The organism is Leucobacter sp. 7(1) (genome assembly GCF_900163635.1).
Lineage (GTDB): Bacteria > Actinomycetota > Actinomycetes > Actinomycetales > Microbacteriaceae > Leucobacter.
The window spans coordinates 1-15,112 of sequence record NZ_FUID01000056.1 but is presented as its reverse complement, the minus strand read 5'-3'; the positions used below and the strand labels follow the sequence as shown (position 1 = coordinate 15,112).

The following is a 15,112-nucleotide window of genomic DNA, read 5'->3' as shown; positions in this document are numbered from 1 at the left end:
CGGCTCGGCCGGCATGTTGAGTGCAGCCGGCGCAGATCCTCGCCGGCGTGCTCGTATTCCCGCTGCTCGGCATGGCGATTGTGCTCGACCCGCGCCCGCGCGCCGCAGACGCATCGAAGGGTGAGTTTTGGGGGCTTCCTCGCGAGGAAGCCCCCAAAACTCACCCTTCGGTGTCGGCGCGGGCGGGTCCAGGGCCCAGGCCCCGGGGCCCAAGCCCGGGCCCCGGGGCTAGGCGCGGAACTCGGCCGTGCGCTCCACGAGGCGTGCGAGCTGCTCGTCGACGCGAACGCGAGCGGTGCCGCCGACCCCCACGCGAGAGTTCACGGATCCCTCGATGGTGAGGACCTCACGAACCGCCGGGCTGAGGTGAGGCGAGACCGCCGCGAGCTCGGCGTCGCTCGGCTCGTGCAGCTCGATCCCGCGCTCCTCGCAGTACCGCACGAGCTCACCGGAGATCTCGTGCGCGTCGCGGAAGATCACGCCCTGCTTCACGAGCCACTCGGCGACATCCGTTGCGAGCGAGAAGCCCTGGGGTGCGAGCTCGGCCATGCGCTCCGTGTTCAGCGTCATCGTCGCGATCATCCCGGCGAACGCCGGCAGCAGGACCTCAAGCTGGGACACCGAGTCGAAGATCGGCTCCTTGTCTTCCTGCAGATCGCGGTTATACGCGAGGGGCATCGCCTTCAGCGTGGCGAGCAGGCCTGTCAGGTTGCCGATCAGGCGGCCGGACTTACCGCGCGCCAGCTCCGCGATGTCCGGGTTCTTCTTCTGCGGCATGATCGAGGATCCCGTGGAGTAGCCGTCGTGCAGGCGCACGAAGCCGAATTCCTTAGTGTTCCAGATGATGATCTCTTCGCTCAGGCGGGACAGGTCGATCCCGATCTGCGCGCAAATAAAAGCGAACTCGGCGACAACGTCGCGGGCCGCGGTGCCGTCGATCGAGTTCTCCAGCGGATCGCCCAGGCCCAGCTCGGCGGCGACGAGGCGCGGATCGAGCCCGAGCGAGGAACCGGCAAGCGCGCCCCCACCGTAGGGCGAGGCGCTTGCGCGCACAGACCAGTCACGCAGGCGCTCGAGATCCCGCACGATGGGCCAGGCGTGCGCCGCGAGCTGGTGCGCGAGCAGTACCGGCTGCGCGTGCTGCAGGTGCGTGCGGCCCGGCAGGATCGCGTCCGGGTGACGCAGCGCCTGCTCCGTGATCGCGTCAAGCAGATCCAGCAGCATGCCCCGGATCACGGCGGTGTGGTCGAGCAGGTAGAGGCGCACAAGCGTCGCGATCTGATCGTTGCGGCTGCGGCCCGCGCGGAGCTTGCCGCCGAGCTGCACGCCAACGATCTCGATGAGCAAGCGCTCGAGCGCCGAGTGCACGTCCTCGTCCTCCTCGGCAGCCACGGCACGGCCGTCCGCGACGCGCGCGGCGAGCTCGTCGAGGCCCGCGCGCATGTCAGCGAGTTCCTGCTCGGTGAGGTAGCCGGCTGCGGCGAGCGCGGTCGCGTGCGCCTTCGAACCGAGGATGTCGTAGGGAGCAAGCACCCAGTCGAACTGCGTCGACTTCGAGAGCGCGGCAAGCGCCGGTGACGGGCCACTGGCGAATCGGCCACCCCACAGCGATCCGGCCTCGGCCGCGCGGTTGCCCGCCTCTGCTGCGGGGGTCGTGTTCTCGGTGCTCATGTCGTCCTTACTCGCTCTTCGCTCAGTCGTCGTGTGTGTTCGCGGGTGCGCGGTGCGCGCACCCGCTGTGTGGGCTACAGCCCGGAGCCGTTGAGGCCTACTTCGGCCGCGCGTCCGATGTCGGTGCGTGCCAGTAGCCAGGCCATCAGCGCTTTCTGCGCGTGAACGCGGTTCTCGGCCTCGTCCCAGACGACACTCTGGGGCCCGTCGATCACTTCGGGGGCAACCTCGAACTCGCGGTAGGCCGGAAGGCAGTGCAGGAAGACCGCGTCACTCGCCGCGTGCGCCATGAGTTCCGGGGTCACCCGGTACGCGCCGAAGGTTGCAACGCGCTCCGCTTTCTCGTCTTCCTGCCCCATCGAGACCCAGGTGTCGGTGATCACGGCGTCCGCACCGGTGACGGCGACGACGGGATCCGTCAGCACGGTCACACTGCCCCCGGTCTGCGCCGCGATCCGCTCCGCGTCCGCCACGATGTCCGCGCGCGGGTGGAAGCCCTCGGGGCCTGCCACACGGATGTGCATGCCCGCCGTCGCAAAGCCGAGCAGGTAGGAGTGGCCCATATTGTTCGCCGCATCGCCCACATAGGTGGCGGTCAGCCCCGCGAGTTCGCCCTTCTGCTCCCGGATCGTCTGCAGGTCCGCGAGGATCTGGCACGGGTGAAAGTCGTCGGAGAGCGAGTTGATGACGGGCACGGTGGCGTGCTCGGCCATCTCTTCGATTCCCGCGTGCGCGAAGGTGCGCCACACGATCAGCGACACCATGCGGGACAGTACCTGCGCGGTGTCGGCGATCGACTCCTTCGCGCCGAGCTGCGCCTCCCCCGGGTTCACGATGATCGGGGTGCCGCCGAGCTCCGAGATGCCCGCGGCGAAGCTAAAGCGGGTGCGTGTCGAAGTCTTGTCGAAAAACACGGCTGCGGAGCGCGGGCCCGCGAGCGGTCGCTCAGAGAACGGGGCTCGCTTCAGTCGATCCGCGAGGTCAAGGACCTCGCGCTGCTCGGCCGGGCTCAAATCGTCATCACGCAGGAAGTGTCGGGTCACTCGCCCAGTGTACCGGGGTGCGCGAGCGGCCCATCCTGCGCACGGGCGAGCGCCAGCACGCGCTCGCCCGCGAACGGCGCTACCCCTTAAAGCGAGTCCACACCTTGTCGTACTGTTCCTGCACGTCGGGTCCACACGGCACTGTCGGGATGCCTCGCTGCAGCGTTTCTGCATCGGGCGCGACCACACCTGCCGGTTCCAGGTACTCATCGACGCCCGCGACCGGGGTGTTGTACTTGCCGAACTCAATGTTCAGTGCGGCATTCTCGGGGAGGAGTAGCCAGTTCATGAAGATCTTGGCGTTGTCGGGGTTGGGTGCACTCGCGAGGATCGCCCAGTTGGTGTACCCCGTCATGAAGCCCTCCTCGGGGAAGACGTACTCGAGTTTCGGGTCTTGGGCTTTGGCTCGAGAGAATGCGCCGTCGTACATCGTGGAGAGCGCGACCTCTCCACCGGCAATGCGGTCGATCGTGCCGTCGGAGCTCACGAGCTTGAGGCTGGGCTTGACCCCTTCCAACAGTCGATCGACTTTTTCGTAGGCTGCGGCATCCGTTGTACATGCCTCCGATCCGACAGCCAAAAGTGCCGCGTTGATGACCAGCGTCTGCCCGTCGTGCACGCTCATGATTCCGGCCGCGTTTTCCGGTGTTGCAAAGAAGTCAGCCCAGGAGTTCACCGGCCCGGTCACGACCTCCGGGTTCACCCCGATCCCCTCGTACAGCACCTGGTACGGTGTCGTGTACTTTCTTCCCTCGTCGAAATAGAGATCGCGATAGTCTTCGCCGATGTTCTCCCCGTTGGGCCAGTCCAAGGCGTTGATCTCCATCAGGAGATCGCTGGCCGCGAGGTCCGGCACGACATAGTCCTGCGCGTTCACGACGTCGTAGCCGGCTCCGCCCGCTCGGATCTTCGCAACCATTTCTTCAGGTGTAGAAAACACATCGACGTTGACGCGAATCGACGTCTCCTCCTCGAACTTTTCGAGCGCGTCCGGGCTGATGGCGTTCGTGAAGTTGAAGAGGTTCACGACCCCGCTTCCGCTCGTGGGAAACTCTCCATCGGACGACGGAGGCTCAGAACCTCCTCCGCCGGTTGAGCATCCGGCAATTGCCAGCATGAAAACTGCGCCAGCGCCAAGGACTTGCGCGCTGCGTCGCATCCGAGGTGTACGTACGAACTTCATTGTTCTTCCTCTCTTGCATCTGTGTATTTCATGACGTGTGTGGGCGGTCGGGACCGAGCACGTTCGGTACCTGCCGCCATGCGGGCCGAGCCGTCTCGAACTGCTGCGCCAATTCAAGTACGCGTTGTTCGTGTCCCGGAGGGGCGATCAGTTGCAGCCCGATCGGCAATCCGGCGGCGTTAAACCCGCACGGCACGCTCAGCGCGACGAATCCTGTGATTGAGATCCGCCAGCACGGCCTCATCCACTGCAGATAGTCGGTCTGCTCCACGCCGTCGATGACGTGCGGCCAGTCCCACGCCGCGGGGAATGGGGGGACCGCGGCCACAGGGGCAGCAAGCACATCGATCTCGGTGAACAGGTCCACCATCGTGGTGAAGGCCTCGAGCCTGGCGTCGAGTGCTGCCACGTAGTCCGCAACCGTGAGCGACAATCCGTACTCTGTGTTTGCCACGACCTCCGCGCTCAGCCGGTCTCGCTGGGCGTCGAGAGCCGCACCGTGGCTGCGCACGAACCCGAGCCCCCGCAAAACCCGAAAGGCGCGGTCCGCCGGCCGGAGATCCGGCTCACGATCCGTGACAGTGTGTCCCAGGCTCACGAGCGTCGGAAGGCCCGTCTCGTCAAGGACCGCGTTCACCTCGGGATCAATGTCCAGGTCGCCGAGCTTGCGGCTCCACCCAATCTTGAGTCGCCCCGGTGCTCCGAGCACGAGTGGTGCGGTGCGCGCGGGGAATGACAGGGGCGAATGGCGATCCGGCCCGGCAAGCACCGACAACAGCCTGGCGGTGTCCCCGACCGTTCGACCCATGGGCCCATTTGTCGACAGCGTTTGCCAGGGGTCATGCTGGAACGGCCAATTTGGCGTGAGTCCGATTGACGGCCGGAGTCCGACGACGTTGCAGAACGAGGCAGGATTGCGGAGGGACCCGCCCATATCTGAACCATCAGCCACCACGCTCAGCCCGGAGGCCAGCGCTGCGGCCGCCCCGCCGCTCGATCCGCCCGCACTGCGTGACGGGTCAAACGGGTTCCGCGTAATCCCGAACACCCGATTGCGAGTGTGCGATCCGGCACCAAACTCCGGAACGTTCGTTTTTCCGTAGATCACGGCACCCGCGGCTCGGAGCCGGGCTACGGTGACGCTGTCGCGCTCGGGTACATGATCGGCAAAATAGCTCGAGCCAAATGTCGTGCGGAGTCCTGCAGTCTGTTCCAGGTCTTTGACCGCCACGGGGAGCCCTTCCAGCGGTCGCGGATTCCTCCCCTCGCTGCGCCGCCGGTCCGATTCCACCGCCGCGATGCGCGCAACCGAAAAATCCGGACTCACAACCGCGTTGATCACCGGGTTGACTGCGAAGAATCGTTCCTCAGTTTCCGCAAGCAGCTCCACCGCAGAAATCTTCCGGTCAGCCAACGCCGCAGATACCGTCGTCGCACTCTCACGGAGCAGATCGTCATGTCGATCGGGCATGTGTTCCTCCTTGAACAACGGTTCTTGTGTGGTGGCGCGCAAAGCTCGGTGCCCACCCAGCACTGCGGCGAAGCCTTCGGCCCGGACCCGAGCGCTAGTACGTTTCTGCGTAGGCGTCGTAGCGTTCCTGGGGTTCCATCTCGGCGACCTTGGAGATCTCGGCCCGCTTGACCGCGAGGAAGGTCGCCGCGAGGTTCGGGGCGAACCATTCGCGGGCGACGGCCGACGCTTCAAAGAGATCAAGCGCTTCCGTGAGCGTGCTGGGGATCGGCCGGATCCCGAGTTCGGCCCGCTCTGCGTCGGTTAATGCGTCCGAGTCCCCGCTCACGATCGTCGGCGTGGGGAGCTGTTCCCTGATCCCCTCGAGCCCCGCGCGAATCAGGCAGCCGAGGACAAGCCACGGGTTACTTGTCGCGTCGGCCGCCCGGTACTCAAGGTTGTACTGCGTCTGGTGGTTCGCCCCGGGGGTGTTGAAGAGAGGACAGATTCGGAGCAGCGCCTCCCTGTTGTTCTCGCCGAGGAAGATCCCCCCGGCGCTCCAACGCTGCGGGGCGAGACGTTCATACGAGAGCGGGGCCGATGCGGCGACCGCCTGAAACGCCTCGGCATACTTGAGAATGCCCGCGGCGAATGATCCCGCCACGTCGGAGAGATTGCTCGGACGATCGGCGTCATACGTCACGAATCGTCCGTCGCGATCTTTCAAGCTGAGATGCACATGCACGCCGTTGCCCCCGCCGTTCTCCTCGATAATCGGGGAGAACGTGATCTTCTTTCCGAGGCTGCTTGCCACGTGACGCGTGATCTCGCGCAGGTACACCGCGCGATCAGCAGCGACGAGCGCGCTTGCCGGGCTCAGGGTGATCTCGAACTGGTTGCGACCAAACTCCGGAAGCCACATCTCGGGCTCCAGGCCCGCATCGTCAAGGGCGGCGACGAGCCGGCCCCCGAGTTCCTCCTCTTCCAGGAACGACTCAAGCGAAAACGGTGTGTTCACGAGGCTGCCGTCGTCGTCGCGCAGCATGAACTCGTGCTCAAACGAGGAGACGACATTGAGCCCGGTCTCGGCATCGAGGTCTGCCACCGCGCGCTTCAGGAACGTCCGCGGGTCGCACTCCCAGGGCGCACCATCCGGAGTGTGGATGTCGGCGAGCACAAGCGTGGTGAGCTCCCCCGTGTCATTCAGCGCGACGCTCGCGATACTCGAGGCGTCCGGCATGAGTCGGAGATCGCCCACCGCCCCGAACGGGTTCGGGGTCACGATTGCGCCAAAGGCGTCGATCGCGAGGTTTGCCGGAACCCACCCGCAGCCACTGCCCAGGTACTTCTGGAATTCCTGCTGACGGAAGGCGCGTCCGCGGGCCTTCGCCGCGAGGTCCGCCGTCAAGATGATGGCCAGGGGTTCTTTTCGCACGTTGTGTCCTTCGATGTGTGGAGCGGAACCGCGGCTATGCGGACCCGCCAGTGTGTGGTTATTCCCAAGCGTCGAACGCTTGAATACGGCCGAGTGGCTCATCGCCGAGCCGCTCGACCACGCCCGCCACGATGGTTTCGATCAGAGCGAGTGAGGGGACGAGTGAGTCGAACGGGCTCGGTGCCTCGACGCCGCTCGAGATCAGGTAGTCTGCGTGTTTCGCCGCGGGCGAGAGCCACGGATCGGTGAGGAGCACCGTGGTGGCACGGCGTTCCTTCGCCCGGGCAACGAAGGTGACCGTCGCCTCTTGGTAACGCCGGTAATCCAGTGCGACAAGAACATCGCGCGGCCCCATGTCCAGGAGCGCGAGCGACTTATCGGATTCCGCGCGTCCTACGAAGTGCACGTCGGCGCGCAACAAACGCAGGTGCTGGGTGAGGTACTCCGCGAGGAGTCCGGAGTATCGGCCCCCCACCGCCCAGATACGTCGCTTGGGGTCGGCGAGCAACTCAATGATCCGATCGAACTCCGAGACCGGCATCGCCGCGAAGCTGTTGGTGATGCCGCGGACAAACACCTCGCGGGCAGCCGTACTCGTGTGAACGTCCGAATCATCCGATCGCAACTCGTATTGATCGATCGGTGACGTTGTGCGTTCCGAGATTTCCTCCCGCAGGAGTTCCTGCATCTGCGGGTAGGACTGGATCCCGACGCGAGCCAGCATTCGCAGTACTGTTGGGGCGCTCACGCTGGCTCGATCCGCGAGTTTCGCGACCGGCTCAAGGCCCGCCACCGGATAGTCGGCAATCAGGGCTCTGGCCACCTTCTTCTCAGATGGGCTCATCACATCAAGCGACATCTTCAGAGCTTCGGCCAGGCTGCTTTTCTTCGCGTTCATCGTTTCTTCTCCCCATCTACCATCCGAGATACGGAGCAACGTCCGCATCGCTGACGGCTCCGTGACGTACGTCAACGATGGCAGCTCGAAGCGTTTCCACCGCGCGCTCGCCTTCCGATTCCGTCAAGATCAGCGGCGGCGTCCACTCGATGACGTTGCCCCGGACCAGATAGTTCACGACGCCGAGCTGCCACATCCGGAAGATCACGCGCTGCGTGAAGCGGTCATCGCGTGGGCGGTCCGGTTGCGCCGGATCGTGCTGGAGCTCTATGCCCAGGCTCAGACCCTGCCCGCGTACGTCTGAGATCTCGTCGATGTCGCCCTGGGCTGCGGCGAGCAATTGCCGCAGCTGCGCCCCTCGCTCCCGTGCAGCGCCCACGAGGTTGTCCTCACGAATTGTCTCGAGGACAGCTTTTCCGGCAGCCGTGCTGATCGCGTTTCCAGCCGTCGTGAGGAGCGTACTCGCGGGTGCACCGTCGAGGACTGTGGCTGGCCCCACGACCGCGGACAGCGGTGTCCCGCCGCCGAGCGACTTCCCAAACGTCACCAGGTCTGGCACAACATCCTCACGCTCACATGCGTGCAGATATCCGGTCCGGGCAAGCCCAACCTTCACCTCGTCAACGATGAGCAGGGCTCCCGCACGGCGGGTGCGCTCGAGAAGACCCGTCAGAAACCCGTGCGGGGGAACAATGATCCCGCCGTCCGACTGCAGCGGCTCCACAATCACCGCGGCAACCTCGTGCGTGCCGAACACCTCATCGACAGTTCGCCAGAGATCCGGCAGCTGCGCATCTGTTGCGGGGTACGGCAACAGAACACTCGCGGGGTCGTGAGGGACACCAGCATCGACAAATACTCCGCTCACGGCCTGGGCTGAGCCAAACCCGCCGTGGTACCCGCCCTGAAACGCCACCACGATGTCTCGTCCAGTCGCCGCGCGTGCTGCGGCGAGCGCGGCACTGTTCGCGTCCGTCCCAGAGTGTCCGAACAGCACTCGGTGATCGCCCCGCTCGGTCCCAGGGATCGTCTCGAGCAGCAGCTCCGCCAGTTCAACGGCGATGGGCTGAGCTGCCGACAGTACGCTCGATCCGGCACCCTGGGCGGCTGCGTCCTGGATCGCCTGCACGACCCGTGGGTGGGCATGACCGAGGCTATTGGCCCCCCATGCCGCCGACAGATCCAGGAGGGTGCGCCCGGCGTCGTCTCGGATCTCGCTTCCGCGACCGGACACCACGCTGAGCGGAAAGAACCGAAGTTTCTGATTCCCCGCGATCGCCCGCTCATCGCGGGTGGCCAGACTGCGCGGCGCGGTCATGACGGATCCTCGGAAGTGGCGTGATCGAGCTGCTCGCAGGCCCCCAAGTATCCGGCGGCGAGGGTGAGCGCAACGCGGCGCACGGCATCCCCGTCCGGAAGGAACTCCGCGTGGTGCAGGCTCGGCTGCGGCTCCACGTAGGGCGTTTCCACACCCACAAAAGCCATCACCCCGGGCAGCCGCTCAGAGTAAAACGAGAAGTCGTCGGCACCGCAGGAGCGCATCGGCTCGCTCAGGGTGAACCCAGCGTTCCTGAGCTCGGCGTCGAAGAGGTCAACGAGGTCGGGATCGTTCTCGAGCACAGGTTCACCCTCGATGATCTCGATCCCGCCGGTCATGCCGTGTGAGGCAAGCTGCCCCTCAACAAACGTCGTCAGGACCGCGTGCAGCCGTTCACGGTCTTCGCGGTACATTGTGCGAAGTGTTCCGGCGAAACTCCCATCGGCGGGGATCACGTTTGCAGCCTGTCCGGCGTGCAGGCTCCCGATCGTGAGGACGGCCGGGCGCATTGGCGAAACCGTGCGGTGCACGAGCTCGGGGAGCGCAGCCACCATCTGTGCGAGCACCCCGATGGGGTTCGCGGCTTCGTGCGGGTACGCCCCGTGCCCCTCGCGACCGCGGACCGTGACCCGAATCTCATCGGCGGCGGCGTTTGTCGGACCTTTTCCAGTCGCAACCGAGCCGACCGGGATCCGCGGGTGCACGTGCGCCGCGAGAACTGCACGCACGTGATGCGCGTTCAGCGCGTCCGACCGAACGATGTCGAGCGCCCCCGACGGATAGGCCTCCTCGCGCGGCTGCAGAAATGGCACCACGGCGTAGGGCAGGTCACACTCGGCCGCGGCCCGCGCAAAAACGATGAGGGCTGCCTGATGCACATCGTGTCCACACGCGTGCATGGCACCGTTGGTGGAGGCGAAGGGCACTCCAGTCCGTTCGCTGATCGGCAGGGCGTCGAGCTCGGCGCGAACCGCAATTGCCGGGCCTGCGACAGGACCGATCCGCCCGATCCGCCCGGTCTCCGCAAGGACTTCCATGTGCGTTGGCAACCGTTCCGCGATCCATTCAGACGCGGCGCTCTCTTCCCCGGACAGTGTTGGGTGCGCGTGCAGGTACTCTCTGATCTGCGCCGCGTCACCAGCGTGGCGAGCGGTCGCAGCGAGCAGAGAGGTTCGGAGGGTGTCGCGGGTCATGCGGCGTTCCGTCCCGCTCCAAACGCCCCACCGGGTGTGAGCTTGTAGGCGCGCATGGCGTTTTCTCCGCAGATCTTCCGCACCAGCCTCTCCCCCGTATCCACGTCCCACTCATCGTTCTCGATCCACCCGTTGATGACCTGGGTCACGCCGCGTCGGAAAAGATGCGCACCAAGGAAATACAGTTCGGGCAGCCCAAATGCGTCCGAGGAGAAGAGCACCTTGTCGAATGGAGTCAGTTCAAGCGACTCCGAAATCACCTGCGGGGAGGCTGCGCCCACATAGTTGATCGCGAGTCCCACGTCGCAATAGACGTGGGGGAACACGTGTGCCAGGTACCCCGCATTTCGATGGAACGGATAGCAGTGGAGCAACAGCACCCGCGCTCCGGAGTTCCGGGTGAGGCGCAGCCACTCGGTGAGGAGCAGCGGGTCGCAGCGGTGCAGATCGACATCCGGGTCCCCAAAGCCAATGTGGAACTGGATAGCCTGCTGCGCATCCACCGCGCACCAGATGCCGAATCGAATCAGCACAGCGTGCTCAAGACGCGGCTCGCCGCCCGCGCCGATCTCGCGGAGCCACTCCCCCGCGGCCGCAGTCACCTCAGCGTCAGAGGGCCGTGCAGGATCAAAGTCGAGGCCGAGCCGGTACGCCGCAATCGTTTTGACCCCGACAGCGGATTTCAGCTCCTCGGCGAGGTGTGCTCGAAACGCGTCGGCGTACTCAGCGGCAGTGCCCAGCGACACCACAAGCTGTTCGGCAAGTCGCTCCAGGCGCACCACGGTGTCCGATGCCGCGTCAGCACGGTGTGCCATCTCAGGCGCTGTGAGAATGTCATCCCCGCGATACCCGGTCTCGATGAGGTAGCGATCGATCCCAGCAGCTCGCAGGAGGCGCTCATTCACGTCTCGGGGTTCGAGCTCGGCACGCCGCTCGAGGTAGCGCTCCGCAGTGATGTGCGCATCGAGATCGAGCAGCGGCGCACACCAGCGCCGGATCGCGGTACCGAGCTGCGAGTCGAACACGCTGGTGCCCTCGGGAGCGTCCCAGTTCGACTCGGTAATCAAGCTCTCAAACTCGCGCCGTTCCAGCGTGTGTTCGACAACGCCGTGGCAGTGGTGGTCAACAAGTTCTGCTGCGGCGAAGGCGGCGGGGGTGAGAAGTGTCTGGGACAAGGGAGTCCTTTCCGGGACGGAATCAGCGGGACGGAGAGTTAGTCGAGGTCTTCGGTGGCGAGCTTGCCACCGATGCGTTGGGCGAGACCTGGGCGGGCAATGATGATGACGGCACCGAGCAAGCACCACGCGCCCGCAATCCAGGGGAAGTAGGTGTACGGAGCTTCCTGTCCAATGATTTGCACGGCGTACACGAACGCCAGGTAGACCAGGCCGAGCACGGGCAGAATCGACTCCCACTTCGGGATGCGTGACTTGCCGCGGAACACATAGACGATCACACCGACCGAGGTCATGCCGTATGCGACAACCATGCACAGCGTCGCAATGGTGGCGTACCAGTAGTAGGCGTCGAAGGCGGTCCCGCCAAACACCGCGATTCCGCCCGCAAGGACAACCGCGATGATCACCGTGGTGATCACGGCAGCAACGGGGACCTTGGTCTTCGGGTTCGCGACTCCGAGTCGCTTCGGGCCGAACCCGTCGCGGGCAAGCGCATAGATCAAACGTGCGGCGGCCGCGGTCGAGCTCAACACCGACGCAAACGCCACGATAAAGGCCATGAATGCGACAAGCATCGCGTACTCGCGGCCGATATAGATCGTGCTCAAGCTTGTCACCGTGGAGTTCGCGCCAGCGAACGCGGCGATACCATCCTCGTCGGTTCCGTAACCGATCGTCTGCGCAAACATCATGATCGTGTACAGCACGCCAGCGACCACGATTGCCCCGAGCAGTGCCCGCGGGATCACGCGCTTCGGATTCTCTGTTTCTTCCCCAAGCGAACTCCCCGATTCAAAGCCGGCCCAGGAGAGGAACGCGAAGACGGATGCAGTCATCACGCCGACCGCGGTGGCGTCGCCGGGGAGGAACGTGCTGAGATCGATCGTGGCACCGGGCACCGGCCCGTTTCCGCTCCCAACCCGCACGAAGATGACGACCGCGAGCACTAGCATGGCGAGCACGCCCAGCACGCCAATCACGAAGAGCACCCGTGTCACGATCCGTGATTCCCGGATGTTCAGGATCACCACGAGCACAGCGACAACCAACGCCACGAGAATCCATGGGATCTGGGCCCAGAAGCCACCAAATTCCTCAGCCCATGCGGCGAAGAACACCCCGGTTGCGCCCAGGATGCAGGCCGCGAAAAACAGGTAGGTCCCGAGGAGCGCAAAGCCGCCGAAGAACCCGGCACGGGGGCCGATCGTGGCACCAGCGAGCGCGTACACCGATCCGGCGTGACTGAAGTAGCCCGTCAGCCGGATAAAGCCGTACCCCACGAGGAGTGTTCCAATAAAGGCGAGGAGGAAGGTAAACGGTACGGACTTCCCGACGAGTCCCGCCACCCCAATTCCGTTCAATGCCATCGCCATCACGGGTCCCATGAATCCCACCGAGAGCGCCGTGACCTCCCACACCCGAAGTTTGCGACTCGACTTCTGAGTCGCCGCTGTGTCCAACGGCGTGCGTATATCGGACATGAATTCAGACTCCTTTGTCTTACGAATAGTGCCGGTCACTCCGGCTGCCGTTCCCTGAAATCCCAGGGAGTCGGCCCGTGGCACTGAGCGTAACGCGTATTACAGATTTCCGCAAACAACTATTTTCGTTCTATTTGGAACAGCTTGTGACATACTCGGTGCAGTATCGCCGACCGCTTGCAAAGGAGCACTTATGACTCGATCTTCTCGTTACCCGCTCCCCTCGCAGGCGACCACCCCATACGCCACCGCGCTCACGCGCCATGCGAAGCGCGACACCGTGAACCTCATGGTCCCGGGGCACGGAGCGAGCCCGGACGGGCTCGCGCACGAGCTCGCTGCGTTCATCGGCCCGCAGGCGCTCGCCCTCGACGTCCCACCGCTGATCCCCGGAATCGATGCGGGACCGGAATCGCCGCTCGCCAGCGCGACCCGGCTGGCGGCGGACGCCTGGGGTGCGCGGCGCACATGGTTTCTCGCCAACGGCGCCTCGCAGGCGAACCGCATGGCAGCACTCGCCGTCGCGGGGCTCAGTGGCGGAGACACGATCGTCGCGCAGCGGAGCGCGCACTCGAGTTTCACGGACGGTGTCCTCCTCGGCGACCTGCTGCCGCACTTCGTGTTCCCCAGCATCGACACGGATCGCGGGATCAACCACGGCGTGACCCCGGCCGCGCTCGAGGCAGCACTGCAAGAAGCCACTGAAGTCGGCGCGCCGCTCGGGGCCGTCTACGTGATCAGCCCGAGCTACTTCGGCGCGGTCGCCGACGTAGCTGGCCTGGCCGGCGTTGCACACGCACACGGTGTCCCGCTTGTCGTCGACGGCGCGTGGGGCTCACACTTCGGATTCCACCCGGAGCTCCCAGAGTCGCCCACTCGACTTGGTGCGGATCTCACGGTATCGAGCACCCACAAGCTCGGCGGAAGCCTCACCCAGTCCGCGATGCTGCACTTAAGCGACGGGCCGTTTGCCGAGGCGCTTGAACCACTTGTGGAGCGCGCCTACATGATGACGCAGACGACAAGCGCGAGCGCGCTGCTACTCGGATCGCTCGACGTTGCGCGCCACGCGCTCGTGCACGGGACGGCCCAGATCGGAGAAACGATCGAGACTGTCGAAGCGTTCCGCGAGCGACTGCGCGCGGACGGGCGGCTGCCGATCATCTCCGACGGCTTCGAAATGTACTCCGACATCGTCGCCGCCGACCCTCTGCGGGTTTCCATCGACGTCAGCGCGACCGGCCTGAGCGGGCACGCGGTGCGCGACAGGCTCAGCGCCGAGAATGGCATCTTCCTCGAGCTCTCCACGGCAACGGCCATCGTCGCATTCGTCGGTCCGGGCAAGCACCCGGACCTGGGCCGCTTCGGCGACGCTCTGTTGGCGTTGGCCGACGCAGCCTCGACCGGTAGTGAGACCCCGGACTTCCCGGAGCTCCCCCGGCCCGGGCGGATGCTGATCCGACCGCGGCTCGCGTACTTTGGACGACACGAAATCGTGCCGGCCTCGGAGGCTGTAGGGAGAGTGTCCGCTGACTCCCTCGCCGCCTACCCGCCGGGGATTCCGAACGTGGTGCCGGGTGAAGAAATCACCGCGGAAACCGTGGCATTTTTGCAGACAGTCGCGGCTTCTCCGATCGGGTACGTGCGAGGCGCGCTTGACCCCGCGGTCACCCACTTTCGCGTGCTCGCAGACTAGCCGGGCATACGAGGCCCGCTATGGGAGAATCAAGGCATGACTGCCCTGCCGCGCCTCGTTGCCTTTGACCTCGATGACACCCTTGCCCCGTCGAAGTCCGCGATCGAACCGCGCATGCTCGCCGCATTTGCTGGACTGTTGCAGGGCACCAGTGTGGCCGTGATTTCCGGCGGCAACTTCGAGCAGTTTGAAGCTCAGCTCCTTGCGGGTCTCGACACATTCGGGGGCATCGACGAGGCAGCGCTCGCGCGCCTGCACCTGCTCCCCACCTGCGGTACCCGCTACGAACGCCGCGAGGACGGTGCCTGGACGACTGTGTACCGAGAGTCGCTGACCGCCGAGCAGCGGGACAGCGCACTCGCCGCACTGCGCGAGGAGGCGGAGCGGTTGGACCTGTGGGAGGCTGCGCCGTGGGGCGAAATCCTTGAGGACCGCGGATCGCAGGTGACGTTTTCCGCGCTCGGGCAGCGCGCGCCGATCGATGCAAAGCATGCCTGGGATCCGAGCGGCGCGAAGAAAAACGCGCTGCGGGCGGCCGTAGCGGAGCGTCTGCCCGGGCTTGAGGT

12 protein-coding genes are annotated in these 15,112 nt (G+C 65.3%); 2 read left to right on the top strand and 10 right to left on the bottom strand.

Annotated elements, in window-relative coordinates; all coding sequences use genetic code 11:
• Positions 1 to 228 precede the first annotated feature (228 nt).
• The 10 genes from argH to FM113_RS10600 form a co-directional block, all read right to left on the bottom strand.
• Positions 229 to 1,671, bottom strand: coding sequence for an argininosuccinate lyase (gene argH / locus FM113_RS10645; RefSeq protein WP_087014495.1), 1,443 nt, complete (start codon positions 1,669 to 1,671; stop codon positions 229 to 231).
• A 74-nt stretch (positions 1,672 to 1,745) separates the two neighbouring features.
• The gene (argF, locus tag FM113_RS10640) at positions 1,746 to 2,714 is read right to left on the bottom strand and encodes an ornithine carbamoyltransferase (RefSeq protein WP_087014493.1); all 969 of its coding nucleotides are present in this window, start codon (positions 2,712 to 2,714) and stop codon (positions 1,746 to 1,748) included.
• A 79-nt stretch (positions 2,715 to 2,793) separates the two neighbouring features.
• Positions 2,794 to 3,741, bottom strand: a complete 948-nt coding sequence (locus FM113_RS10635) for a PotD/PotF family extracellular solute-binding protein (protein ID WP_176387177.1) — start codon at positions 3,739 to 3,741, stop codon at positions 2,794 to 2,796.
• A gap of 184 nt (positions 3,742 to 3,925) precedes the next feature.
• Complete coding sequence (locus FM113_RS10630; protein WP_087014487.1) at positions 3,926 to 5,368, bottom strand: amidase; 1,443 nt, start codon at positions 5,366 to 5,368, stop codon at positions 3,926 to 3,928.
• Between the two features lie 94 nt (positions 5,369 to 5,462).
• On the bottom strand, positions 5,463 to 6,782 hold the full coding sequence (locus FM113_RS10625; RefSeq protein ID WP_254908965.1) for a glutamine synthetase: 1,320 nt from the start codon (positions 6,780 to 6,782) through the stop codon (positions 5,463 to 5,465).
• Positions 6,783 to 6,840: 58 nt separating this feature from the next.
• Complete coding sequence (locus tag FM113_RS10620) at positions 6,841 to 7,680, bottom strand: MurR/RpiR family transcriptional regulator (RefSeq protein WP_176387176.1); 840 nt, start codon at positions 7,678 to 7,680, stop codon at positions 6,841 to 6,843.
• 16 nt (positions 7,681 to 7,696) lie between these two features.
• Positions 7,697 to 8,998, bottom strand: a complete 1,302-nt coding sequence (locus FM113_RS10615) for an aspartate aminotransferase family protein (protein WP_087014481.1) — start codon at positions 8,996 to 8,998, stop codon at positions 7,697 to 7,699.
• Positions 8,995 to 10,191 carry a M20 family metallopeptidase gene (locus tag FM113_RS10610; protein WP_087014480.1) on the bottom strand — a complete coding sequence of 399 codons (1,197 nt, stop codon included), beginning with the start codon at positions 10,189 to 10,191 and terminating at the stop codon, positions 8,995 to 8,997. Before FM113_RS10610 ends, FM113_RS10615 begins: the two co-directional genes overlap by 4 nt.
• Positions 10,188 to 11,366: an amidohydrolase family protein gene (locus tag FM113_RS10605; RefSeq protein ID WP_087014478.1), complete on the bottom strand. Its 1,179-nt coding sequence runs from the start codon at positions 11,364 to 11,366 to the stop codon at positions 10,188 to 10,190. Before FM113_RS10605 ends, FM113_RS10610 begins: the two co-directional genes overlap by 4 nt.
• Positions 11,367 to 11,404: 38 nt before the next feature.
• The gene (locus FM113_RS10600; RefSeq protein WP_087014476.1) at positions 11,405 to 12,850 is read right to left on the bottom strand and encodes an APC family permease; all 1,446 of its coding nucleotides are present in this window, start codon (positions 12,848 to 12,850) and stop codon (positions 11,405 to 11,407) included.
• 193 nt (positions 12,851 to 13,043) lie between these two features.
• On the opposite strand from FM113_RS10600, the gene FM113_RS10595 reads away from it, so the two are divergent.
• Together FM113_RS10595 and FM113_RS10590 are read left to right on the top strand one after the other, a co-directional pair.
• Entirely contained in the window at positions 13,044 to 14,546 is a 1,503-nt protein-coding gene (locus FM113_RS10595; RefSeq protein WP_087014474.1) for an aminotransferase class I/II-fold pyridoxal phosphate-dependent enzyme, read from the top strand.
• Positions 14,547 to 14,582: 36 nt separating this feature from the next.
• A partial coding sequence (locus tag FM113_RS10590) for an HAD family hydrolase (RefSeq protein WP_087014471.1) occupies positions 14,583 to 15,112 on the top strand: 530 nt, incomplete at its 3' end.

Coding starts and splice junctions, on each gene's coding strand:
- FM113_RS10620 (WP_176387176.1), bottom strand. CDS start 7,680: ATGAACGCGAAGAAAAGCAGCCTGGCCGAAGCTCTGAAGATGTCGCTT.
- FM113_RS10610 (WP_087014480.1), bottom strand. CDS start 10,191: ATGACCCGCGACACCCTCCGAACCTCTCTGCTCGCTGCGACCGCTCGC.
- FM113_RS10600 (WP_087014476.1), bottom strand. CDS start 12,850: ATGTCCGATATACGCACGCCGTTGGACACAGCGGCGACTCAGAAGTCG.
- FM113_RS10615 (WP_087014481.1), bottom strand. CDS start 8,998: ATGACCGCGCCGCGCAGTCTGGCCACCCGCGATGAGCGGGCGATCGCG.
- FM113_RS10595 (WP_087014474.1), top strand. CDS start 13,044: ATGACTCGATCTTCTCGTTACCCGCTCCCCTCGCAGGCGACCACCCCA.
- argH (WP_087014495.1), bottom strand. CDS start 1,671: ATGAGCACCGAGAACACGACCCCCGCAGCAGAGGCGGGCAACCGCGCG.
- FM113_RS10630 (WP_087014487.1), bottom strand. CDS start 5,368: ATGCCCGATCGACATGACGATCTGCTCCGTGAGAGTGCGACGACGGTA.